The 23,646-nt window shown below is 59.6% G+C and carries 19 protein-coding genes, 1 other RNA gene and 1 pseudogene; 8 read left to right on the plus strand and 13 right to left on the minus strand.

The window, feature by feature from the left end; all coding sequences use genetic code 11:
• Positions 1 to 29: 29 nt before the first annotated feature.
• The 10 genes from lapB to gyrA form a co-directional block, all read right to left on the minus strand.
• The gene (gene lapB, locus ACXJKE_RS07955) at positions 30 to 1,175 is read right to left on the minus strand and encodes a lipopolysaccharide assembly protein LapB (RefSeq protein ID WP_457280052.1); all 1,146 of its coding nucleotides are present in this window, start codon (positions 1,173 to 1,175) and stop codon (positions 30 to 32) included.
• Positions 1,165 to 1,449, minus strand: a complete 285-nt coding sequence (locus ACXJKE_RS07960) for a LapA family protein (RefSeq protein ID WP_457280053.1) — start codon at positions 1,447 to 1,449, stop codon at positions 1,165 to 1,167. The genes lapB and ACXJKE_RS07960 overlap by 11 nt, the downstream gene beginning before the upstream one ends.
• 63 nt (positions 1,450 to 1,512) lie before the next feature.
• On the minus strand, positions 1,513 to 1,827 hold the full coding sequence (locus tag ACXJKE_RS07965) for an integration host factor subunit beta (RefSeq protein ID WP_348043247.1): 315 nt from the start codon (positions 1,825 to 1,827) through the stop codon (positions 1,513 to 1,515).
• Positions 1,828 to 1,890: 63 nt separating this feature from the next.
• Positions 1,891 to 3,576 carry a 30S ribosomal protein S1 gene (rpsA, locus tag ACXJKE_RS07970; RefSeq protein WP_457280054.1) on the minus strand — a complete coding sequence of 562 codons (1,686 nt, stop codon included), beginning with the start codon at positions 3,574 to 3,576 and terminating at the stop codon, positions 1,891 to 1,893.
• A 150-nt stretch (positions 3,577 to 3,726) separates the two neighbouring features.
• A complete protein-coding gene (locus tag ACXJKE_RS07975) occupies positions 3,727 to 5,715 on the minus strand; it encodes a bifunctional 3-phosphoshikimate 1-carboxyvinyltransferase/cytidylate kinase (protein ID WP_457280055.1) in 1,989 nt (662 codons plus the stop codon).
• Positions 5,716 to 5,726: 11 nt separating this feature from the next.
• The gene (locus ACXJKE_RS07980; RefSeq protein WP_457280056.1) at positions 5,727 to 6,605 is read right to left on the minus strand and encodes a prephenate dehydrogenase; all 879 of its coding nucleotides are present in this window, start codon (positions 6,603 to 6,605) and stop codon (positions 5,727 to 5,729) included.
• A 33-nt stretch (positions 6,606 to 6,638) separates the two neighbouring features.
• Positions 6,639 to 7,721, minus strand: a complete 1,083-nt coding sequence (gene pheA / locus ACXJKE_RS07985) for a prephenate dehydratase (protein ID WP_457280057.1) — start codon at positions 7,719 to 7,721, stop codon at positions 6,639 to 6,641.
• Between the two features lie 83 nt (positions 7,722 to 7,804).
• Complete coding sequence (gene serC, locus ACXJKE_RS07990) at positions 7,805 to 8,911, minus strand: 3-phosphoserine/phosphohydroxythreonine transaminase (RefSeq protein WP_457280058.1); 1,107 nt, start codon at positions 8,909 to 8,911, stop codon at positions 7,805 to 7,807.
• Positions 8,908 to 9,483, minus strand: coding sequence for a DUF2059 domain-containing protein (locus tag ACXJKE_RS07995; protein WP_457280059.1), 576 nt, complete (start codon positions 9,481 to 9,483; stop codon positions 8,908 to 8,910). The genes serC and ACXJKE_RS07995 overlap by 4 nt, the downstream gene beginning before the upstream one ends.
• Complete coding sequence (gene gyrA, locus ACXJKE_RS08000; protein ID WP_457280060.1) at positions 9,483 to 12,131, minus strand: DNA gyrase subunit A; 2,649 nt, start codon at positions 12,129 to 12,131, stop codon at positions 9,483 to 9,485. Before gyrA ends, ACXJKE_RS07995 begins: the two co-directional genes overlap by 1 nt.
• Before the next feature lie 252 nt (positions 12,132 to 12,383).
• On the opposite strand from gyrA, the gene ompA reads away from it, so the two are divergent.
• The 7 genes and pseudogenes from ompA to ACXJKE_RS08035 all read left to right on the plus strand — a co-directional run.
• On the plus strand, positions 12,384 to 13,022 hold the full coding sequence (gene ompA, locus ACXJKE_RS08005; protein ID WP_457280061.1) for an outer membrane protein OmpA: 639 nt from the start codon (positions 12,384 to 12,386) through the stop codon (positions 13,020 to 13,022).
• Positions 13,023 to 13,088: 66 nt separating this feature from the next.
• Entirely contained in the window at positions 13,089 to 13,796 is a 708-nt protein-coding gene (gene ubiG / locus ACXJKE_RS08010; RefSeq protein WP_457280062.1) for a bifunctional 2-polyprenyl-6-hydroxyphenol methylase/3-demethylubiquinol 3-O-methyltransferase UbiG, read from the plus strand.
• An 81-nt stretch (positions 13,797 to 13,877) separates the two neighbouring features.
• Positions 13,878 to 14,543, plus strand: coding sequence for a phosphoglycolate phosphatase (gene gph, locus ACXJKE_RS08015; RefSeq protein WP_457280063.1), 666 nt, complete (start codon positions 13,878 to 13,880; stop codon positions 14,541 to 14,543).
• A 12-nt stretch (positions 14,544 to 14,555) separates the two neighbouring features.
• Positions 14,556 to 14,942, plus strand: a transfer-messenger RNA (tmRNA) gene (gene ssrA / locus ACXJKE_RS08020).
• 173 nt (positions 14,943 to 15,115) lie between these two features.
• Positions 15,116 to 16,354: a tyrosine-type recombinase/integrase gene (locus ACXJKE_RS08025; protein WP_457280064.1), complete on the plus strand. Its 1,239-nt coding sequence runs from the start codon at positions 15,116 to 15,118 to the stop codon at positions 16,352 to 16,354.
• Positions 16,355 to 16,581: 227 nt separating this feature from the next.
• A complete protein-coding gene (locus tag ACXJKE_RS08030) occupies positions 16,582 to 18,477 on the plus strand; it encodes a sensor histidine kinase (protein WP_457280065.1) in 1,896 nt (631 codons plus the stop codon).
• A 67-nt stretch (positions 18,478 to 18,544) separates the two neighbouring features.
• A pseudogene (locus ACXJKE_RS08035) lies at positions 18,545 to 18,837 on the plus strand (16S rRNA pseudouridine(516) synthase); the annotation flags it as partial.
• A 96-nt stretch (positions 18,838 to 18,933) separates the two neighbouring features.
• Here the strand turns inward: ACXJKE_RS08035 and ACXJKE_RS08040 are convergent.
• The gene (locus ACXJKE_RS08040; RefSeq protein ID WP_457280066.1) at positions 18,934 to 19,611 is read right to left on the minus strand and encodes a hypothetical protein; all 678 of its coding nucleotides are present in this window, start codon (positions 19,609 to 19,611) and stop codon (positions 18,934 to 18,936) included.
• Between the two features lie 176 nt (positions 19,612 to 19,787).
• Here ACXJKE_RS08040 and ACXJKE_RS08045 point away from each other — a divergent pair, with 176 nt between their 5' ends.
• Positions 19,788 to 20,330: a molybdopterin-dependent oxidoreductase gene (locus ACXJKE_RS08045; protein ID WP_457280067.1), complete on the plus strand. Its 543-nt coding sequence runs from the start codon at positions 19,788 to 19,790 to the stop codon at positions 20,328 to 20,330.
• Positions 20,331 to 21,127: 797 nt separating this feature from the next.
• Here the strand turns inward: ACXJKE_RS08045 and ACXJKE_RS08050 are convergent.
• Positions 21,128 to 21,838: an alpha/beta hydrolase gene (locus tag ACXJKE_RS08050; protein WP_457280068.1), complete on the minus strand. Its 711-nt coding sequence runs from the start codon at positions 21,836 to 21,838 to the stop codon at positions 21,128 to 21,130.
• A 9-nt stretch (positions 21,839 to 21,847) separates the two neighbouring features.
• Positions 21,848 to 23,488 (minus strand): AAA family ATPase, encoded by a 1,641-nt coding sequence (locus tag ACXJKE_RS08055; protein WP_457280069.1) that lies wholly within the window; start codon positions 23,486 to 23,488, stop codon positions 21,848 to 21,850.
• Positions 23,489 to 23,646 lie beyond the last annotated feature (158 nt).

Genomic DNA, 23,646 nt, shown 5'->3' on the forward strand with positions numbered 1-23,646 from the left:
GGGAGGAGGCGAAGCCTCCACGGGGGTGTTCATAATTCTTCTATTCGGCGGGTCGGGTAGCTGTCCCAGGCCTGGCAGCCAGGGCAGTGCCAGAAGTGCTGCGTGGCTTCAAAGCCGCACGCGGCACAACGATAGCGCATCAACGGCTTGGTTGCCTGACCCAGCGAGCGCTGCACCAGTGCGTGATGATGCGCATCCTGGAGTTGTTCCCCTTCTATCCACTTGCCGGCGGCCACCAGGGACGCCTGGCGTTCCATATGCCTGGCATACCACTGGCGTGCCGACGCAGGGTCTTTTTCCAGTTTGACGATGGCTTCAACCACGTCAATGGACGGCGTGTTGGCGTAACTGGTCTTCAGCAACTCCAGTGCGGCGGCTTCCTGGCCGCTTGCGTGGGCGATATTGGCAAGCAGGCCGGCGGCAAGTGGCAGGCCTTGCGGTGCCAGGTCTTCCAGCTTCTGCAATGTGCGCAAGGCATCCTGGGACTTGCCGAGCTGGTGCTGCAGTTTGGCCAGGTCAATCAGTGGGCGGGCCGACACCGGGGCCATGGCGACAGCCTGCTGCAATGTCTCCAGGGCCTGGCTTGTGTCGCCTGCCGCTGCGGACGCAATGGCCTGCTCGCAAAGGTAATGCGCCTGCCGGGCACTGAAGCTGCCATGGCTGGAGGTACCCAGCCTGGCGGCGATTTCGGTTGCGTTAGGCCAATCCCGCGAGCGTTCATAAATGGACAGCAACGCAAGCCGGGCCTCTTCCTCGAACGGCGTTCCCTCCAGTTTGCGCAGCGCGATTTCGGCACGGTCGAGCAGGCCGGCTTTGAGGAAATCCAGGGCCAGTGCATGCTGGGCGCGGTCGCGCTCCGGTTGCGTCAGGTCGCCGCGCGACATCAGGTGTTCGTGCACCCGCACGGCGCGCTCGTATTCGCCGCGGCGGCGGAACAGGTTACCCAGGGCGAAGTGAAGCTCGGACGTGTCGGGGTCGTTCTGTACGGCTTCGATAAAGGCGTCAATGGCCTGATCCTGCTGCTCATTGAGCAGAAAATTCAGGCCCTTGAAGTAGGCTTTGGGCGCCTGGCGGTTTTCGATGCGCAGTTGCCGCAAATCCAGTCGCGAAGCCAGCCAGCCCAAGGTAAAGGCGATCGGAAACCCGAGCAGGACCCAGGTGAAATCAAATTCCATGGTGGAGGGTGGAGGGGTCTTCGGTCACGGTATGGGGGCCCATGGTGGAGGAGGCATATTTCGCCGATCTGCGCTTTTTCCACCAGCGCGGCATCATGACAAGAATACCGAGCGCCAGCCCGCAGGCGAAGACACTCAGGACAACCAGCACCAGAGGTGCTCGCCACATCGTGCCAAAGAAAAAATTCACCGAAACCGTTTGCTGGTTATTCAGTGCAAAAGCAAACAGCGTAAAAAAAATGGCTGCCTTGAGCAGCCACATGAGGTATTTCACTTGGTCGTCCCCCGTGGTGGTCTCGCGATTGTAGCCAGACCACCGGGGGAAAACAGCAAGACCTTACTTCGGATCCGTGACCGCCAGGAGCTCCTGGGTACGGGCATCCACTGCTTCCCGCAACGCCTTACCCGGCTTGAAATGGGGCACCCGTTTTTCAGGGATGGCCACGCTTTCACCGGAACGCGGATTGCGGCCCATGCGAGGCGGGCGGCGGTTGATGGAAAAACTGCCAAATCCCCTGATTTCAATGCGGTGGCCGCGCACCAGGGCGTCGCTCATGGCATCAAGAATCGTCTTGACGGCATATTCGGCGTCGCGGTGCGTCAGCTGGCTGAATCGGGCTGCCAGTTCTTCGACAAGATCGCTTCGGGTCATGGATAAAGTAGCTGTACAGCGATGCAATCCGCCAGGGGCGCATCACACCGCTGCACGGTCGCCTTACTTTTCGTTGTTGTCCAGCTTGGCGCGCAACAGGGCGCCAAGGTTGGTCAGGCCAGCGCTTTCACGCGAAGACTGCTGGCTCAGGGTTGCCATGGCTTCCTGCTGGTCAGCGTTGTCCTTGGCTTTGACCGACAGCTGGATGTTGCGGGTCTTGCGATCCACATTCACCACGACTGCGGACACTTCGTCGCCTTCTTTCAGCACGTTGCGCGCATCTTCGACGCGGTCACGGCTGATTTCGCTGGCGCGGAGGTAGCCGATGATGTCTTCGCCGAGATCGATTTCAGCGCCCTTGGCATCAACAGTCTTGACCTTGCCGGTCACAATCGCGCCCTTGTCGTTGATCGACACGAACGTGGTGAACGGATCGGAATCCAGCTGCTTGATACCCAGGGAGATGCGCTCGCGGTCGACGTCGACTGCCAGAACGATCGCTTCGACTTCCTGGCCCTTTTTGTAGTTGCGAACGGCGGCTTCGCCGGGTTCGTTCCACGAGAGGTCGGACAGGTGCACGAGGCCGTCGATGCCGGCAGCCAGGCCCACAAAGACGCCGAAGTCGGTGATCGACTTGATGGGGCCCTTGACGCGGTCGCCGCGCTTGGTTTCCTGTGCGAACTCTTGCCATGGGTTGGCCTTGCACTGCTTCATGCCCAGGCTGATCCGGCGCTTGTCTTCGTCGATCTCGAGGACCATGACTTCGACTTCGTCGCCCAGCGCCACGAGCTTGCTCGGTGCCACATTCTTGTTGGTCCAGTCCATTTCGGACACGTGGACCAGGCCTTCGATACCTGGCTCGAGTTCAACAAATGCACCGTAGTCGGCGATGTTGGTGATCTTGCCGAACAGGCGCGTGCCTTGTGGATAGCGGCGGTTCACGCCCATCCATGGGTCGTCGCCCATCTGTTTCAGACCCAGCGAGACACGGTTCTTTTCGGTGTCGAACTTCAGGATCTTGGCCACGATTTCCTGGCCAGCCGTCACCACTTCGCTTGGGTGACGCACGCGGCGCCATGCCATGTCGGTGATGTGCAGCAGGCCGTCAATGCCGCCCAGGTCAACGAACGCGCCGTATTCGGTGATGTTCTTGACGACGCCCTTGACGGAGGAGCCTTCCTTCAGGGTTTCCATCAGCTTGGCGCGTTCTTCGCCCATGCTGGCTTCGACCACGGCACGGCGTGACAACACGACGTTGTTGCGCTTGCGGTCCAGCTTGATGACCTTGAATTCCATGGTCTTGTTCTCGTACGGAGACAAGTCCTTGATGGGGCGGGTGTCGATGAGCGAGCCGGGCAGGAAGGCGCGGATGCCGTTGACGAGGACGGTGAGACCGCCCTTGACCTTGCCGCTGGTCTGGCCGGTGACGAATTCGCCGGACTCCAGGGCTTTTTCCAAGCTCATCCACGAGGCCAGGCGCTTGGCCTTGTCGCGGGACAGCAGGGTGTCGCCATAGCCGTTTTCGACGGAGTCGATGGCCACGGAGACAAAGTCGCCGACCTGGACTTCGAGTTCGCCCTGGTCGTTTTTGAATTCTTCGAGCGGCACATAGGCCTCGGACTTCAGTCCGGCGTTGACGACGACGTGGTTGTGGTCGATGCGAACGACTTCAGCGGTGATGACTTCACCGGTGCGCATTTCAGAGCGCTGGAGCGATTCGTTAAATAGATCGGCAAAAGATTCAGACATGATTTTCCTCATCCACACAACAGGGTTCCAATAGCGGAATTGCTATTGTTTTTATAGCTGCTTGCGGCGGTTGCTTGCGGCCAGACGTTGAATAAGGCTGCGGGTTACGTTAATGAACCTGCTGACCAAGCGCAGGGTGCGCGTCGGGGGTCAGAAGGGCCGGGTGCCTTGCCACCAGTCAATCACCTGATCAACCGATTTTTCAATCGACAGATAGGAATTGTCCAGGGGACGGGCGTCATCAGCAGGCTTCAAAGGGGCGGCTTTTCGCGATGAATCGCGGGCGTCACGTGCCTCTAAATCTTGCTGAATCTCGCTGATTATAGCTGAATTTCCCTTTGAAATCAACTGCTTATGCCGTCGTTCAGCGCGGTGCCGGGCGCTGGCCGTCAGGTAGATTTTGAGCGGCGCATCGGGAAAAATGACGGTTCCCATGTCCCGCCCGTCTGCTACCAGCCCGGGCAACTGCCGGAAACTGTGTTGCAGGGTCAGCAGCGCAGCGCGAACCTGGGGATGGGCCGAGACCCGGGAAGCGGCCATTCCGGCAGCTTCGGAGCGGATGGCTTCTGACACATCTTCCGCCCCGAGGAAAATCCGGTCGCCCTGAAAGCGAACCGGCATGGTGCGGGCGATTTGCGCAACAGCCGCCCCGTCGTCGAGCGAAACGTCGGCACGCAAGGCGGCAAATGCGCTCAAGCGATACAGGGCGCCGGAGTCAAGATAGTGGTAGCCGAGCCGTTGGGCCGTCAAAGCTGCCAGGGTACCCTTGCCCGAGGCAGTGGGGCCATCGACGCAAATCACCGGAATATGGTTGACATCTGCTCTGGCCACCGTGAACAGGGCCTCGAAGTAGTCCGGAAATGTTTTGCCGACACATTTGGGGTCAAGAATCCGGATGGGCAACCGGGCCGGATTGAAAGCGGCCAGCGAAAAACACATGGCTACGCGGTGATCGTCATAGGTGTGAATGGGCGCGGTTTTCCATTCGCCGGGCCGGGGCGGCGTAATTTTGAGATAGTCCGCCCCTTCCTCCACCGTGGCGCCGAGCTTTTGCAACTCGCAGGCCATCGCGGCGATGCGGTCGGTTTCCTTGACGCGCCAGCTGGCGATGTTGCGCAAGGTGGTGCATCCCTCGGCATACAGCGCCATCACGGCCAGCGTCATCGCGGCATCGGGAATATGGTTGCAGTCCAGATCAATCGCCTTGAGCGGCCAAGCACCGCGCGAGATGCGCAATGAATTGGGCGTGCTGTCGATTTGCGCGCCCATCATTCGTGCGGCCTCCACGAAACGAATGTCGCCCTGGATGGAGTCGGCCCCGACCCCCAAAACTTCTATGCCATTTTGGCCTGCAGAGCCCGATGCTATTGCGCCAAGCGCTATGAAATAGCTAGCAGAGGAAGCGTCGCCTTCAACATGGATTTCTCCGGGCGACTGGTAGCGGCTGCCGGCGGGGATGATGAACTGCTCCCAGCCTTTACGCTGCACGTCAATGCCGAAACGTTCGAGCAGCTTGAGCGTGATTTCAATGTAAGGCCGTGAAATCAGCTCCCCCACGACCTCAATGCAGATGTCGTCGACAGCCACAATGGGCAGAGCCATCAGCAGGGCGGTCAGGAACTGACTGGAAACATCTCCGCGCACCCGGATGGGCTCTTTCAGGTTCAATTGGCCGGAACGCAGGCGCAGGGGCGGAAAACCTTCATTTCCCAGGTAGTCGATGGAGCAGCCCAGCTGCCGGAGGGCATCAACCAGGTCGCCGATAGGCCTTTCGTGCATACGGGCCACGCCCGACAGCTCAAATTCTCCGCCCAGCAAGGCCAGAGCGGCCGTCAATGGACGCATGGCAGTACCGGCATTGCCCAGAAACAGCTTGACCGGTGTGTGAACGTTGCGGCCGCCAAGGCCGGTGATCATCGCGGTGCTGCCCTCTTGTTTTACTTCGCAGCCAAGCAGCCTGAGCGCCGTCAGCATCACGGCGGTGTCGTCAGACGCCAGGAGATCGTGAACTGTGGTTTCCCCGTGACTCAGGGCGGCCAGCAACAAGACGCGATTGGAAATGCTTTTGGATCCGGGCAGGCGGACAGTGCCTCCCGCTCCACTGAGGGGCGGAATGTCCAGGAACTCGATGTCGAACATGAATCGCAGGTTTATTTATGCGATTTTTGAGAAGAGATGCGCCAGTTGGCGCGCGTCTCGCTGGCTTGCTCAATGAGCGCTTCCAGGCCGTCGCCGTTGCTGCTCGAAATGAGTACTTCGAGGGACTGCAGGGTCTGCTGAAAGATCTTGGACTGCGCCAGCAACTCTTCGCGGTTGGCAATCAGGATGTCGCGCCACATTTTCGGATCGCTGGCAGCGATGCGTGTGAAGTCGCGAAAGCCGGGCCCGGCCAGGGACATGTAGTCCTTCCCGTGCTCCTGTCCGGTAATGCCGTTGATCAGTGCAAAGGCGATCAGGTGGGGCAGATGGCTGACTGCGGCGTACGCAGCGTCATGTGCCTGCGGCGACATCTTGAGGACATGGCAGCCCATGGCGGTCCATACGTCGGTGGCTTTTTGCAGCTGGACCGTGAAAGTCCGCTCTATGGGGGTCAGGATGACCTGCTTTCCGTTGTAGAGGTCGACATCGGCGTGTTCGACACCCGACACCTCTTTGCCGGTAATGGGATGGCAGGGAACGAAAGAGCCGACGTTACCCTGCAGGACCCGCCGTGCGGCATCGACCACGTCGCGCTTGGTGGAGCCGACATCCATGATCAGGGTGTTTGGGCCAACAAGATGCCGGATCGCCTTGAAGGTGGCTTCGGTTGCAGAAACCGGCACCGCCAGCAGGACAATGTCAGCTCCGGAGACCGCCAGCAGGGCGGAAGGAGCCTCTACGTCAATGACACCCATCTGGCGTGCGCGCTCGGTCGTCGAAGGCGACTTGCTGTAGCCCACCACGCGTTTGACCAGACCGGCGCGCTTGAGAGCCAGCGCAAAAGAACCGCCCATCAGGCCGCATCCAATGAGACCTAATTGTTCAAACATGTCGTGGTACCAGGAGTTTTGTGAGTTCGTGCATTAATCGCTGACAGGATAGGTTCCGAGAACCTTGTAAAAGGCGCACATTTGTTGCAGGTCAGCCAGTGCCGCCTTGACGTGGTCCTGCGACGGATGGCCTTGCAAATCGATATAAAAATAATATTCCCACTGGCCGGAGCGTGCCGGGCGCGATTCAAAGCGGGTCATGGAGACGCCGTGAGCTTTCAACGGCATCAGGATGTCATGGACGGCGCCGGGGCGGTTGGGTACGGAGACCACCAGGCTGACACAGTCTTTGCCGGAGAGGGGCGGGGAGGGTAGTGTTTGCGGCAGGCACACTACGGCAAAGCGCGTGCGGTTAAACGCGTCGTCCTGAATGGCGTGGGCGGCCGTATACAGGCCAAACTGGGTGGCGGCCCGATCACTGGCAATGCCGGCCCATGCAGGGTTGGTGGAGGCAAGGCGTGCACCTTCCGCATTGCTGGAGGCTGCCCGGCGCTCCACATTGGGCAGGTGCGTGGTCAACCAGCCCTGGCATTGGGCCAGGGCCTGGGGGTGTGCATACACGGCTTCGATACCTTCCAGGGACTCGGAAAGCCGCAGGAGGTTGTGGCGCACCATCAGGCTGATCTCGCCAACGATGTGCAGGGGAGAGTTCAGGAACAGGTCGAGAGATCGGGACACGACGCCCTCGGTCGAGTTTTCGACCGGCACAACCCCGTAGCTGGCGCTGCCGGCAGCCGTTGCACGAAAAACCTCGTCGATGCTGACACAGGGAACATGCTCGATGCTGGCGCCAAAAAACTGCAGCGCTGCCTGCTCGCTGAAAGTGCCGGCGGGACCGAGGTATGCCACACGCACCGGAGATTCCAGTGCCAGGCAAGCCGACATGATTTCACGCCATACGGCAGCAACATGTTCGTTTTTGAGCGGCCCTTGATTGGCTTGCTGGATCTGCTCAATAACCTGGGCGACGCGGTCCGGGCGGAAGAAGGGCGTACCCTCGCGCTTCTTGACTTCGCCGACCTGCTCCGCGACTTGGGCGCGGCGATTCAGCAGGGCGAGCAGTTCTCGGTCCAGTGCATCAATCTGTACGCGTAAATCTGCAAGATGGGTGGTCATGTCAGAGACCACCCGGCCATGCGGCGGGCGCTGCAGACCTGCCGGAAAGGCGAACCATAATGAGGGCGAAAAAACATTTCATCCTAGGCGTGTTTTTGTTCGAATTCTCGCATGTACTCCACCAGTGCCTGGACACCGGCCAGTGGCATGGCGTTGTAAATGCTGGCGCGCAGCCCTCCCACTGACTTGTGACCCTTGAGCTGAAGCAAGCCCCGTGCCTTGGCACCTGAGAGAAACGCGTCGTTCCGTGACTCGTCCCGCAAGAAAAATGGAACGTTCATCCGGGACCGGCAGTTTTTGTCGACCTTGTTGAGATAAAACTGCGAGCCGTCAATGGCGTCATACAGAAACTGCGCCTTGGTTTTGTTGCGCGCTTCCATTGCGGCAATGCCGGTAGCGCCGCCTTCTTGCTGGCGCTTGAGCCACGCGAAGGTAAGGCCTGCAATGTAGATTGCGTACGTGGGGGGCGTGTTGTACATGGACTGGTTGTCCGCTACGGTCTTGTAGTCAAAGGCGCTGGGGCAAATCGCCAGCGCACGGCCAAGCAGGTCTTCCCGGATGACCACCAGCGTGACACCTGCAGGCCCCAGGTTTTTTTGTGCACCACCAAATGCCAGGCCAACGAGAGACCAGTCAACCGGCCGCGATGCTACATGAGAGGAAAAATCGATGACCAGTGGCGCATCGCTTCCCAAGGCCTTAAGGTCTGGAAGGCTTTGAAACTCCACACCGTGGATGGTTTCATTGGTGCACAGGTGGACGTAGCTTGCGTCCGGCCGCAGCTTCCAGCCGGACGGAGGTGGTAGCAGCGTGTGCCCGTTGTCTGCATTGCTCGCAGCGACCTGGACATCGCAATACTTGCGTGCCTCTTTTTGCGATTTTTCACTCCAGCTGCCTGTTACCACGAAATCGGCCGAACGACCCTGCGAGACATTGAGGGGAACAATGGCATTTTCGGCAAGTCCGCCGCCCTGCATGAACAGGATCTTGAAGTGGGCCGGAATGGCCATCAGCTCGCGGAAATCGGCCTCCGCGTTTTCATAAATGGAAATGAACTCCTTTCCACGGTGACTCATCTCCATCACGCTCATGCCGCTGCCGTGCCAGTCCAGCATTTCGCCCGCCGCCTGCCGCAAGACCTCTTCGGGCAGGTTCGCCGGGCCAGCGGAAAAATTGAAAGGACGGGTCATTTCTTGGCGGGCGGCTTGCCTGCTCCCGGCGCGGGGCCGGTGCCAATGATCTTCAGCGCCACGTCGTCGAACTGCTTGGCACGTGCGAGGACGTCGGCACGCGAGGCTTCTACCAGCTTTTGTACAAAGACATTGCCCAGCTCGGGCGCCGTAGCCTGGTATTTCTTGACGGCAGGTGATTCAAAAAAAGCAGCAAGCTGCTGGAGTTCTTCCTGTGTGAACCGTTCTGCATACGCAGGTACCAGCGATTCGGCGCTGACTTTGCTAACCTGCTTGCTGATCAGCTGGCTCGCATCATCGGCATATTTCTTGAGTTCGGCGTTAAGTTCTTCAGACGCTTTTGGCTGCTTGGCTTTGGGAACATTTGCCTCCATTTTTGGAGCCCATTTAACAATGAGTTCCTGCGCCGTGGTGCCCGCAAGCTGGTTCACCAGCCGGTCAAGCTCCGGCCCTTGCTGCAGCGCGACCACTTTTTTGGCCAGCTCTGTTTTCGGATCTGCTGCTTGCGCGTGAACAGCCGTGGCGCCGCAGGCCATGGCAGCGATCGTGATAGCGGTAAGGAAGTTTTTCATCAGGTACTTTCGATGTTGGGGGTGTCTGTGCCGGTACCGGTTTCAGTATCGGGGTCATCCAGCGTGGCATCGTTTTCGACGATGCGCTGAAGGCCGCTTAATTGTGAACCTTCATCAAGGCCGATGAGCGTAACGCCCTGTGTAGCCCTTCCCATTTCCCGGATTTCGCTGACGCGCGTACGGACCAGCACGCCCTTGTCGGTGATCAGCATGATTTCATCGTCCACGTGAACCAGCGTGGCCGCAACGACCTTGCCGTTGCGCTCACTCTGCTGGATGGCGATCATGCCCTTGGTGCCGCGGCCATGACGCGTGTATTCGGTAATGGACGTGCGCTTGCCATATCCGTTCTGGGTGGCTGTCAGCACACTTTGCTGCTCGTCTTCGGCCACCAGCATGGCGATCACGCCCTGGCCGTCTTCCAGCATCATGCCGCGCACGCCGCGCGCATTGCGGCCCATGGGCCGCACATCGTTTTCGTCGAAGCGCACGGCCTTGCCGCCGTCGCTGAACAGCATCACGTCGTGCTTGCCATCTGTCAGTGACGCGCCTATGAGGTAATCGCCCGCATCGAGGTCCACGGCGATGATGCCGGCTTTGCGCGGGTTGTTGAACTCGTCGAGGGCGGTTTTCTTCACGGTGCCCATGGAGGTGGCCATGAAGACGTACTGATCAGCCGGGAAGCTGCGCTTTTCGCCCGTGAGAGGCAGGACGACGGTGATTTTTTCACCTTCCTGCAGGGGGAACATGTTGACGATGGGACGCCCGCGCGAGCCGCGCGAACCGGCGGGTACTTCCCAGACTTTGAGCCAGTAGAGCCGGCCGCGATTGGAAAAGCACAGGATGTAATCGTGCGTGTTGGCGATGAAGAGCTGGTCGACCCAGTCGTCTTCCTTGGTGGCGGTGGCCAGCTTGCCGCGGCCGCCGCGCTTTTGCGCCCGGTATTCCGACAGCGGCTGACTCTTGATATAGCCGGTGTGGGAAAGTGTCACCACCATATCTGTGGGGGTGATCAGGTCTTCAGTACTGAGATCAAACGAACTGTGCTCGATCTGGCTGCGGCGAGCGCCGAGCTTTGTCTGGCCGAATTCCAGCTTGATGGCTGTCAGTTCTTCGCCAATGATGATGGACACTCGCTCAGGCTTGGCCAGGATGTCGAGCAAGTCGTCGATCTCGGCCATGACTTCCTTGTACTCGGCCACGATCTTGTCTTGCTCCAGGCCGGTCAGGCGTTGCAGGCGCATCTGCAGGATTTCCTGTGCCTGCGTTTCCGAGAGGCGATACAGCCCGTCGTTGCCCATGCCAAACATCTTCTCAAGGCCGTCGGGGCGGTAGTCATCGGCGTTGACCACGCCGCCATCGGCACGCGTGCGGGTAAGCATTTCGCGCACCAGGCTGCTGTCCCAGGGGCGCAGCATCAGCTCAGCCTTGGCGACGGGAGGCGTGGGGGCGTTGCGGATGATGGCGATGAAATCGTCAATATTGGCCAGGGCCACTGCCAGGCCTTCCAGTACGTGTCCGCGTTCGCGTGCCTTGCGCAGCGTGAACACGGTTCGGCGCGTCACGACTTCACGGCGGTGCGACAGGAAGACCTGGATCAGGTCCTTCAGGTTGCAAAGCTTGGGCTGGCCATTGACCAGCGCCACCATATTGATGCCGAAGGTGTCCTGCAGCTGGGTCTGCTTGTACAGATTGTTCAGCACCACTTCGGGCACTTCGCCGCGCTTGAGTTCAATCACCAGGCGCATGCCCGACTTGTCGCTCTCGTCCTGGATATGGCTAATGCCTTCGATTTTCTTCTCGTGCACCAGCTCGGCCATGCGCTCCTGCAGCGTCTTTTTGTTGACCTGGTAGGGGAGTTCGTCGACGATGATGGACTGGCGTTGGCCCTTGTCGATGTCCTCGAAGTGGCACTTGGCGCGCATGACCACCTTGCCGCGGCCGGTGCGGTAACCGTCCTTGACGCCGTTGATGCCGTAAATAATGCCGCCCGTGGGGAAGTCTGGGGCGGGCACGATCTCCATCAATTCGTCAATGGAGGCCCCCGGGTTCTTCAGCATGTGAAGGCAGGCATCGACAACCTCATTGAGGTTGTGGGGAGGAATGTTGGTCGCCATACCCACAGCAATGCCGCCTGACCCGTTGACCAGCAGGTTCGGCAAGCGGGTCGGCATGACCAGCGGTTCCTGCTCGCTGCCGTCGTAGTTGGGGCCGAAATCGACGGTTTCCTTGTCAAGGTCGGCCAGCAGCTCATGGGCAATTTTCGACAGACGGATTTCGGTGTAGCGCATGGCCGCAGCGTTGTCACCGTCGACAGAGCCGAAATTCCCCTGGCCGTCAACCAGCAGGTGGCGCAAGGAAAAGTCCTGGGCCATCCGCACAATGGTGTCGTAGACTGACTGGTCGCCGTGCGGATGGTACTTACCGATCACATCGCCGACGATACGCGCTGACTTCTTGTAAGGGCGGTTCCAGTCGTTGTTCAGCTCGTGCATGGCAAAAAGCACGCGCCGGTGTACCGGCTTGAGGCCATCCCTTGCATCAGGCAGGGCCCGCCCAACGATCACGCTCATCGCGTAGTCGAGGTAGCTTCGCCGCATTTCCTCTTCAAGACTGATGGGCAGGGTTTCTTTAGCGAACTGGGTCATGAGCGGCCTGGTTGGGATTTCGAGATTCTTGAAGGAAACCGCTGATTTTAAGGCCGGAGTTTAAAGCGATGGCCTGTGGCGGGACAGCAACAAATGCTGAAGAATCTTAAGTCTGTGTCAGACGAAGCCGATAGCGTGCTTGAAGGTTCAGGCAGGTGTGGCACAATCGATGTAACGCTTTGAGTGATGGTCACTCACGGCGTGTAAATTACTAATCGCAGCCAGTCTGCGGCTTTTCTCTAGAGGAGAACCATGAAGAAACTCAACAAAGTGGCAATGTTGTTTGCTTCCGCAGCGCTTGTTACCGCCGCTGGTGCACAAACTATCGACAACTGGAAAAACGGTTCCAACGAACTGGTCTGGAAAAACGGTACCAACGAACTGTGCTGGCGTGACGCCAACTGGACGCCTGCTACTGCAGCGCCTGGTTGCGATGGCGCAATTGCCCCTGCGATGGCTCCTGCTGCTCCTGCAGCCGCTGGTGCTCCTGCTGCCGCTGCAAAGCCAGCTGCTCCGGTTGCTCCTCCTGCCGCAACGAAAGTTACCTACGCTGCTGACGCATTCTTTGACTTCAACAAGTCAGTGATCAAGCCAGAAGGCAAAGCTAAGCTGGATGACCTGGTCGGCAAGATCAAGGACATCAACCTGGAAGTCATCATTGCCGTGGGTCACACCGACTCCGTTGGTAGCGATGCTTACAACCAGAAGCTGTCGGTCCGCCGTTCGGAAGCCGTCAAGGCATATCTGGTGTCCAAGGGCATCGAGAAAAACCGCGTCTACACTGAAGGCAAGGGCGAGAAACAGCCAGTTGCTGACAACAAGACCGCCGAAGGCCGCGCGAAGAATCGCCGCGTGGAAATCGAAGTGGTTGGCACCCGCGCCAACAAGTAATCCTCTGGGATCGCTTAAAAAACCGCGCTACGGCGCGGTTTTTTTATGCCTCAACGATAATGCCTCATGTCTATCAGCGATAACTTCGACCCTGCCGAACTGGCGAAATTCTCAGATCTGGCCCACCGCTGGTGGGACACCGAGAGTGAATTTCGCCCCCTGCACCAGATCAATCCGCTCCGCCTGGGGTGGATAGAAGACCTGGTTCCCCTCAAAGGACTGCGCGTATTGGATGTTGGATGCGGTGGCGGCATTCTGGCCGACGCCATGGCGCGCAAAGGCGCCGATGTCCTGGGCATTGATCTGGCCACCAAAGCCCTCAAAGTCGCCCAGCTTCACGCTCTTGAGGCTCAAACCGAGGGGGTTCAATACCGCGAAATCAGCGCAGAAGCTCTTGCGGCTGAGAAACCTGGCAGTTTTGATGTGGTGACCTGCATGGAAATGCTGGAGCACGTGCCTGACCCGTCCTCCATCGTCAAGGCCTGCGCAGCACTGGTTAAACCCGGCGGATATGTGTTTTTCTCCACCATCAACCGCAACGCCAAAGCCTTTCTGTTCGCCATTGTGGGTGCTGAATATGTGCTGAACATGCTGCCCCGAGGTACCCATGAGTACGCCAAACTCATCAAACCCAGCGAACTCGCTGGCTATTGCCGTGCTTCGGGCCTTTCGTTAGAGCAAACCCGGGGCATGGAGTACAACCCCCTGACGCGTCACTACTGGCTGAGTGCGGACACCAGCGTTAATTACATGCTGGCCACGCAGAAAAACTGAAATTCGGGCTGGGTTTCGCGCTCAGACCCCGAATCCTGCCCTGATCCCGTCTTTGTCCTCTCATTAGTTAGTGTCCCAGACATGTTCAACAACATAGCCGCCGTCCTGTTCGATCTGGACGGCACTTTGATCGACAGCGCCCCCGACTTGGGCGCCGCCGCCGACAAAATGCGCACAGACCGGGGGCTTGAGTCGCTCCCCCTGGCGCTTTACCGCCCCATGGCCGGCGCCGGTGCACGCGGCATGATCGCCATCGCTTTCGGCCTCACACCCGACGATGCCCGTTTCGCCGACCTCAGGGAAGAGTTTTTCCGCAACTACGAGTCACGCATGACCGAAAACACCTCGGTGTTTGACGGGGTGGCCGAACTCATTGCGCAAATCAGGCAGGCTGGCCTGAAATGGGGAGTGGTCACCAACAAATCAGCCCGGTTTACCGTGCCGCTGACCAAAGCCATGCCACTCTTTAGCACCGCCCAGACCATCGTCAGCGGCGACACCACCCCGCATGCCAAGCCGCACCCGGCGCCGTTGCTGGAGGCTGCCCGCCAGCTTGATGTCGCGCCTGAACGCTGTATTTACGTCGGCGATGATGAGCGCGACATCGTCGCAGGCCGCGCGGCGGGCATGCCTACCGTGGCCGCCGCCTACGGTTACCTCGGCAAAACGGCTGACACCGACGGCTGGAAAGCCGATGCCACCATCGCCGCGCCCGGCGCCCTCTTGAATTTGCTGCGAATGGCGTAAACTAGGCCTCCTGGGGCTGCATTGGTTTCGACGTGGGTTCGGACGCGGTGTGGTGCATGTCGAGCTGAGTGTGCTCGTAAAACAGATTCAAACAAACTAACTGCAAACGACGAACGTTTCGCACTCGCTGCTTAATTGCCAGTGAGCTTTACAACAGCAGGCCGATGGGCTGGGCAAGGGGTGTTTAGCGCAAGTTAAACGCTCCCGGCTGTAAAGATAATTTCATCGGCTGGCTCCGGGCTGGGTACCTTAACCCGGGGCAAGAAAATAGGGTGCTGGCGTCCTGTGTAGCGTGCGACTGCGCGACACAGGTGGCGAGACTCAAATCAGACCGCTAAACATGTAGATCTGCCCGAACAAGGCTTGCGGACGGGGGTTCAAATCCCCCCAGCTCCACCATATATCAATCTGGCGTAGTCCAGAGAAGTCCAAAAAGACCGGTTTTCTCCTCTAAAGCCGGTCTTTTTTTGTCTGTACTCGTCCAATACGATTTATTGACATCCCGATTCAAAAGGGGGAACAATGCGGGGAACAAAACCCGATTTTCGGGTGTTCAAGGATTCTGTTCCCCCATGTTGACTGAAATTCAATGCCGTAACGCGCAGTGTCCCCCGGAGCGCGCGCGTGTCCGCTTTACTGATTCGGGGGGCCTGTACCTCGAGGTTGCGCCGAACGGGTCCCGCCGCTGGTTTTGGAAGTACCGGCGCGACGGAAAAGAGGGGCGGATGGCCTTTGGCAGCTATCCGGACGTGTCCCTTAAAGCCGCACGAAACGCTCGCGACGCAGCGAAGGCGCAGAAGGCAATCGGGGTCGATCCTGTCCAGGCCCGAAAGGTCGCTAAGTTGACGGCAGGCAATCCGAGCGGCGAGTCCTTTAAGGTCGTGGCCCTGGAATGGTTCAACAAGCAGAAGCCGTTGTGGAGCGAAGGGCACGCGACCAGGTCTCTACGCCAGCTCGAGCGCGATTTGTTTCCCTGGGTGGGGGAACGACGGATGAGGGACATCGGCCCGACCGAACTTCTCGCGACGCTGCGCAAGACCGAGGAGCGCGGCGCCATTGAGACTGCCGACCGGGGCTTGATGCTCTGCCGGCAGGTCTGGCGGTACGCCGTCGCAACCGGCCGGGTGGACCGAGACATAACGGGCGACCTAAAAGGAGCTCTAACCCCTTACCGCGGAACTCACTTTGCTGCCATCACAGACCCAGTCCAGTTTGGCGACCTGCTGCGTGCCATCAAACTTTACAAAGGTGGACCGATTGTGCGTGCAGCCCTGCAGCTAGCTCCGCTGCTATTCCAGCGCCCAGGTGAGCTGCGCGCAGCGACCTGGTCTGAAATTGATCTGGAAGAGGCTCTTTGGACCATTCCGGCGGAGCGAATGAAGCGCGGAAAAGACGGCAAGGAGTTTGGCGACCCGCACTTGGTGCCGCTGTCACGCCAGGCCGTAGAGATTCTGAAAGGCCTTCATGGATACACCGGGCACGGCGTGATGGTGTTCCCAGGTGAGCGAAGCCACGAGCGGCCTATTTCTGAAAACAGCGTGCGCACTGCGCTGATCACCATGGGCTATTCATCAGACATTCACACTTGGCACGGCTTTCGAGCAACGGCGCGCACCATGTTGGCTGAGCGCCTCGAGATCGACCCGCTGATCATTGAAGCCCAACTCGCGCATGCCGTGAAAGATGCAAACGGTCGGGCCTACAACCGCACTCAGTACCTGAACCAACGACGGAACATGATGCAGGCTTGGGCTGATTACCTAGACAAGCTGCGAGAGGGGGTCAAAATCGTTCCCCTGCTGGCGGCTTAGCCGCTCGCTAAGTCGGGGATATCTAGGGAGTCGTGAGGTTCTTGCGACAACCGCTTCAGCGACCGCAGCGATTCTACTTTCGCGGAACTAATACCAACAATGGCATGGGAAAGCAGGCAACCAGCACTGCCACAATGAGCGCATACTGGTTGATGATCTACACCACGACATGACATGAATGCAGCAGAACGCCTGCGCTTGCGCAAACCCGGCACCCTGCCACAGCCATGACCTCACCCGCCATTAAGCTGGGGTTCCGCGCGCGGATCATTCTGCTGCTGGTGGCGCTCGCCACGCTGCTTCCGGCCACAGTCGCAATGGGTTTCCTGTTCAAGCAGCGCGACCATGACATCGCCCAGGCCAGGTCCAACCTCGCCGCGCTTGCGCGCAGCGCGAGCAATGACCTGCGAGCCAAAATTCAGGGAACCCATCAATTGCTGTTCGGGCTTGCCCAGTCGCGCGCGCTTGATGTGGAGGATCGCGACGCCTGTTCGGCCTACCTTGCCGAAGTGCTGAAGCAGTATCCGCAGTACACCAGCATCCTTACGGTCAAGCCCAATGGCGACATGCACTGCGACTCGCTGCGCACCGGCCGCAAGCTCAACCTGGCCGACCGCGCCTATTTCCAACAGGCCATGGCATCCACCGAAACGGCGCTGGAGCCTGTCCTTGGCCGCCTAACCGGCATCGGCGTGGTGGTGGTGGCGCAGTCCTCGCGCGACCCTCAAGGCAAGGTTCGGTTCGTGCTGCTCGCGTCCATCGACCTGGATCAGTTCTCGCGTGAGGTCGTGGCGGCACAGCCCTACCCCGACACCGCCATTACCCTGTTTGACCGCGCCGGTGTCGTGATGACCTCCCGCAGCTCGCGCGTCGGCGTGCCGCGCACCAACCGCCCCGTACCAGGAAGATCTTTGGCCGATACCGTCCTCGGCCGGTTCGCCCTCAAGGGTCATAACGGCGATATAGCCGAGTTCGCTGGCCCGGCGGGGGTGCGGCGGGTCTGGGCCCTGGGTACGCTGCCGCCGCCATGGGACGCAGGGATCCTGATCGCGCTGGGCGTGCCGACCCAGGACCTGGCAGCCGACGCCGAGCACCGCGCGCGGATTGTGCTTGCGGGCGTAGTGGGTGCAGCGCTGCTGGCGCTGCTGCTGACCTGGTCGCTTGTAGAGCTGGGGGTCCGCCGCCCGCTGGGCCGGATCATGAAGGGCACGGCCCGGTTCCGGAACGGTGACTTGGGCGCGCGCATCGGACCGCCCTACCCGCGCGGTGGAATCGGCGATTTGATGCGCGCCCTGGACAACACCTCCAACGAAGTTCAGACGCATCAGCAGGAGATCCAGCATCTCAATGACGGGCTGGAAGAGCGTGTGCGGGTCCGCACGGCGGAGCTGGAAATCGTCAACCAGGAACTGCAGGCGTTCTCGTATTCGCTGGCGCACGACATGCGCCAGCCGCTGATCACCATCAGCGGGTTCTGCGGTCAGTTGCGCAGCACGTTGCAGCCCGGCGCAAGCGAGTTGCAGGACCACTGCCTGGAACGCATCCAGGCGGGCGTGCAGAAGATCAACGAATTGTCGGACGCCATGGCGTCCCTGGCTCGTCTCTCATATCCCCACCTGGCGAGTGGCGCGGTGGACATCAGCGCGATCGCCAACGCCGCGCTTGTGGCCTGCCAGCAGCGTGATCCCGACCGCCTCGCCAACATCCATGTTCAAGCCGGCCTTCAGGCCATAGCGGATCCGGCTATGCTGACGCTCGCCATCGGTCATCTGGTCGAAAACGCCTGGAAGTTCACGAGCGGACAAGCCCGCGCGGAGATTTCCGTCGGTTGTGCACGCTATCCTGATGGCACACTGATCTTCCATGTCAAGGACAATGGCGTCGGGTTCGAGATGGCTCATGCCGGCAAGCTGTTCAGCGCCTTCCACCACCAGCATCTTCCGTCGGATTTCCCGGGCACCGGGATCGGTCTGGCGATTGTGCACAAGATTGTCACGCGGCACGGCGGTAAGGTCTGGGCAGACTCCACGCCGGGAGAAGGCACCACGTTTTACTTCACGCTGGGTACTGCACCACGTAGCCCTCCGGCGGCTATGTCGGACCCGGTCTCGGCCCTCGAATGAGAAAGTCAAATGGCCACCAGCTGCCGCACGCCGTTGGCTTCCATGTCCTTACCCTGGCCGCGCGCCCCCGGTGGACGACAAGCAGGTGGCCAAACTGCTGGCCGGCGTTGTGCTGGATGACGACCCCAAACCCGTTCGAGCTGCGGCCTGCGAGAAAACCGGCGACAACCAGTTAAGCCTGACCTTGACGGAAGGCAAATACCACCAGGTCAAGCGCATGGTCGCCGCCGTGGGCAACCGGGTGGAAGAGATCGGCGGCTTGCACCGCTCGCGTATCGGTTCGCTGGATCTGCCGATCGACCTGAAAGCGGTGAATGGCGCTGGTTGACGGTGCAAGACCTGACCCGCATCGCGGCCTGAGTACCGCCCTGCGCCAAATGCCGTCGGGGGGGTGAAGCAGCAGAGCCTGGCATTCCTTTGCCAATGCAGGATGCCCGGCACATCCACTGGCTCTGCCTATCGCAGTTCGGCTGGGCGGGTGTTGGACTGTATGAGAAACGAGTCATGCCAGTGATTGGGCATGCTGCTGGTGTGATCCTGGTCCCTGAGTGTGCGGATGCGGCGCTGTTGCGCCAGCGTTTTTTTCAGGCTGATGCGGGCGACTTCGAGGATCGCTTCTTCACGCTTGAGATGCCGGGCTTTTGTGGCCTCTTCGCCGAAAAATTCATTGCGAAGTACGTCGGGGTCCGGCAGCATGGACGGGTTGAGCACCGCGTAGGAAATGCCGCACTGCGCCAGCAAATTCCTTTTCAGGCTTCTGGCTTTTTGGGGGAGTCCGAAGGACTTGGGTACGTCCACGCAGCCGACTACGTGGCCGTCGCTCGCGCAAACTGAAAATGTGCAGGTGGTGTTCTGAAGCAATTCATACCAGTACAGGCTGTTTTCACTGGCATTGGGCCTGGTGAAACGAGTTACCGGCGTCTTGACCAGGACATGGTGATCGTCAAAAGTGCTGTTCATCCAGTGCCAGGTTCGCAGTTCTTCGCTATTCATCAACACTCGCGCATGCAGGGGCCAGTGTTTGGGAATGCGGCGTTTCCCCGGGTTTACCCATCGCGACCACAACCTGTACCATTCGTAGATGCGCTCCATACGGGGCTGCTCTACTGGCGACCATTCTGAGTTTCTGTGCATGACGAACTCCTGGTTGTTACGGGTTTTTACAATGTGCGCTTATTTACGTACCTTGTATTGAAATTCATCAGATTAATTGGCAATTTGTTACCAATTATTAAGATTGCGTGACTTATTGAACATAGGCCCATCGCTGAATTGGCCCCGTGAAACTTGCAAAAAGAGGAGTGCAATCAATGGATAAACGCAAATTTATGGGTGTGGCGGCATGGGGAGCCGTCGCTTTGCCTGAGCTGGCGCAGGCACAGCTGGCGCCCAAGGCGCTCCGAGGTCCGACATTGTTGACCGTCAGTGGGCTAATAGGTGCGGGCAACCGCGGCGCCCTCGATACCGCGCTTGACCAGATGATGGCCAAGCAGAAGATCAAATTCGACAAGGCGCACGCCTTTGACTTTGCCGCACTCACCGCGCTGCCGGCCGTCACCATCAAGCCGACGCTGGAATACGACAGCAAGCCGCACACCCTCAAGGGCCCCTTGCTGGCCGATGTGATGAAGGCCGCCGGCGTGAAGTTGACTGACAGGACGACGCTTTTCCTGCGCGCGGTAGACGGTTATGCCGCCCAGGTCACCGCCGCCGAGGCCGGCAAATACCGCTTCATCGTTGCCACTCACCTGGATGGTCAGCCCATGGCGCCGGCTCCCACTGGGTTGAAGAGCGAGAGTCGTAGCCCGGTTCTTTACCGCGTAGGTGTGGCGCCCGCAGCCGACTTGACATAAAGCGCAGCGACTGGCACCAAAGGGTGCAGCCAGGCCGGGTTACGCTAGTGTGGATGAATACAACTCTCTGTTTAATCTATTCAGAGGATGTGATCGTCAAGCTCGCTGCCTAGAATCGCCTGCTGGGGCTTCCTGTCTATTCTGTTGGCTGAATTTCCTGTTGCTAGCCCCTCGCTCCAACTGGCCGCTTTCGTGGTAGTTGAATTCAAACACTAGGTGCTTACCGCGCTTAAGCACCTGTTGCTACTTTTCGAGCGCGCCAACTAGGAGAGTTACATGAAATTTTCATTTGTAATGGCAATTTTCTTTGGGCTTTTCTTGTCAGCCTCAAGTAGCTTTGCCGATGCAGTTGATGTATGAACTTCATCGTTTCCCCGAGTAAGGGGTTGCTGGTAGTTCAACAAGAAAAACCGGGATGACCCGGTTGCCGCTGTATTACAAGTCCCCTCACACCGGGATGGGGCCTTGTGGAGGGATTCAGCGGCTATCGCCTCCTCAATATGGACGAATATGGACAAGCTGTTTTGCCTTCCGGGGAGTGCGCCGCTAGAAATCGTCGTAACGGTTTCGCACTTGTCTAAACCTATGGTTCGGAAAATACTCGTTCTAAATAGCGGGGGAACAAAAGGGGGAACTGACGATGGTTGATCGAATAGAAATGTAGATGGAGCGAGGGCTCCAAGACATCTTGCGGTAGTCCCCAGCCCATAACGACCAAGGCCGCTTGCTGAATTTCAGCAAGCGGCCTTTTTCATGGCCTGGCGCACATTCGCGGCACAGGGTATGCCGACGGCTTTTCATTTGGGCGTCAGCGGCCCCAAAAAAAACTCCATCGCCAGCGCCACCACAGGAGGCTCAATCCGGTGCGGGCCATTGAAGTCCACCGTGGTGACGTCATAACCCGCAGCTTTGAGCTTTTCCGCGTGGGGGTGTGCGCTGGTCTCTATCGGCAATTGCGCGTCTTGCAGACCATGCGCGATGAAGATGCGGGGCGTGCCTTCTTGTGTGAAAACCGACATGAAACCGCCTGAGAAAACAATCACATGGCTGGCGATGTCGCCATTGGTGACGCCTGACGAGAGTGCGTAACTTCCGCCGTCGGAAAATCCGGCGAAAGCCAGATGGGTCGGGTCTATCGCAAACCTTGAAGCGACTTCCGCCAGGGCCTTGTCCAACCGTTCCAGGTCAGGGCCGTTGCCGCCTATGACGATGTCCCAGGTCGGAAACTGCGACTGCGGCAGCAACAGCAAGAACCCCCGCTGCTGTACATGCTCGATGAGGAAGGGCCGCACCTTGTCGGCGCTGCCGCCTGCGCCGTGGAACATCACCAGCAGAGGCGCAGGCGCATCGGGCCTCAGGCCGTCGGGCACGATCAGTACGGCGTCGCGCTCTTCGGCAATGCCCAGGTTGTACCGGCCCGCAGGCAAGGGGTTTTGATGGGGCCGTGGGCCGGGGCGAAATGAAAGCCGTCCCAACAGCGCGCCACCCAGAAGCGACATGTCCAGCATGGTTAGTCTTTAAGGTGTCTGACCGATGCAGCGAAAAGCCGCGCACTGCGCAAACGCGTCTTCGCTTAGCGGCTCGCTTTTGCCCTTGCAGAACTTCGAAGTCAACTTGAGCAACTCCTTGATATCGCGCCCGCTGGCGGCGGCGTAGGTCACGGTCAGCTTGGCGACCAACTCGTCGGGCAACTCGGCGTTGAACTGCTGCCCCAGCGACTTCCACAGTTGCGCGGCCTTCTCTTTCGTCGGCGTCTCGAACTGGATGATGGCAATGCAGCGCGACAAAATGGCATCGTCAATATCGGCCACGCGATTGGTCGTCATGAAGAGCAGGCCGTTGAAGTACTTGAGCGTGCGCAAAAACTCGGCCACGATGGCGTTGTGCTGCAGGTCGTTGTCGCGTCGGCGGATGTAGACATCGGCCTCGTCCAGCAGCAACACCGAATCCCAGCGGGCCGCACGCTGCAAAATCTTCGACAGATTGGCTTCAACCGAGTCGGCCGTCACGCCGAGCTGGCCTGAATGCACGCGGTACAGCGGCTTGCCCACCACCTCGGCGTACACCTCGGCCGTCAGCGTTTTGCCCAGGCCCGGTGCGCCCTTGCACAAGATGGTGGTGCCGCCGGATTTGCCTTCGACGATGTCTTCCATCAGAAAGTTGCGGTCCGCCGTGAGGATGTCGATCAGGTCGCGGTGCGCCTGCGGCAGCACCAGCTTGTCGCGCAGCTGCGGCTTGTAGCGGTACTCACGCACGTTCTGCACATGCACCCACAGATTGCGATGCCAATCCAGGTGAAAGAGATGCAGGTAGCAGTGCAGCGGCACCCGCTCAAAGCCCTCGGCGATGCCGCTTTCGCGCCAGAACGTCGCGTCAGCGGTGGTGTCGAACTGCCGCTCCAGCAACTCCTCGTCGTTCACGCAGCGCGCGTTGGTGCCGGCCTGCAGCCGCCGGCATTCCAGTTGCGGCCGGGGGCTGTCGTCCGACATCCAGGCCGCGCCCGAGATGGTGAACTGCGCGCCGAACTTCGGCTGCAATTGCATGAAGCGTTTGGCGTGCGCTTCGTATTCGGCCTTGAACTCGGCACATTCCTTGTAGAAACCGTCGCCGGTCATCAGTTCGGGGATGGTGTGGTTCTCGATGTCGTCAGCATAAAAACTGATGCCGTAGGTCATACCGGTGCGCCGCATGCGCGGGTCGGTGATGGGCTCGCGCCCAGCGGCCTGCACGGTGTTGGCCAGAAGGCCGATGACCACGTAGGCCGAGCCGTCGGTGGGCTGCACATAGCGCATCGAATGCACCAACCAGGGCAGCAGCACGCCGTCTTTGCCGCGTTTGTAAAGCCAGCCATCGATCATGTCGCGCGATAGCCAGGCGATCAGGCCCGGGATCAGCAGCTCCAGGCTCGGGATCTTGCGCGCAGCCGGCGCGGCGTGGATGTTGTCCAGCGCCAGCATTTGAAACATCAACTCGCGCTCGTTGGCCGCCCGGCACAGGCCGTACAGCGTATTCAGCGTGGTGAGGTCAAAAAGGCGGCTGGGTACCACGCGTTTGCCGCGCGACATGCCGTGCTCGCTCAGGCGCCGGGCCAGCGGCGACTCCGCGTTGATCATCCCCAGCAAGGTGTTGGCCAGGGATTCCGGTATTTCAAATTCCATGAGTCTCTTTCGCCGTCTCTCTGCCGTTGTCTGTTTTTTGACCGTTTTCCGAAAAAGATCATAGGACGCCGGCCCCTGGAATCGCTTGACCGCAGTCAACAGGCAGAGCGATCTGGCTTGACTTGGGGAGGCCATGGCTGAAAACGCGCGCACAGCTG

It is taken from the genome of Polaromonas sp. P5_D5, from assembly GCF_054049435.1.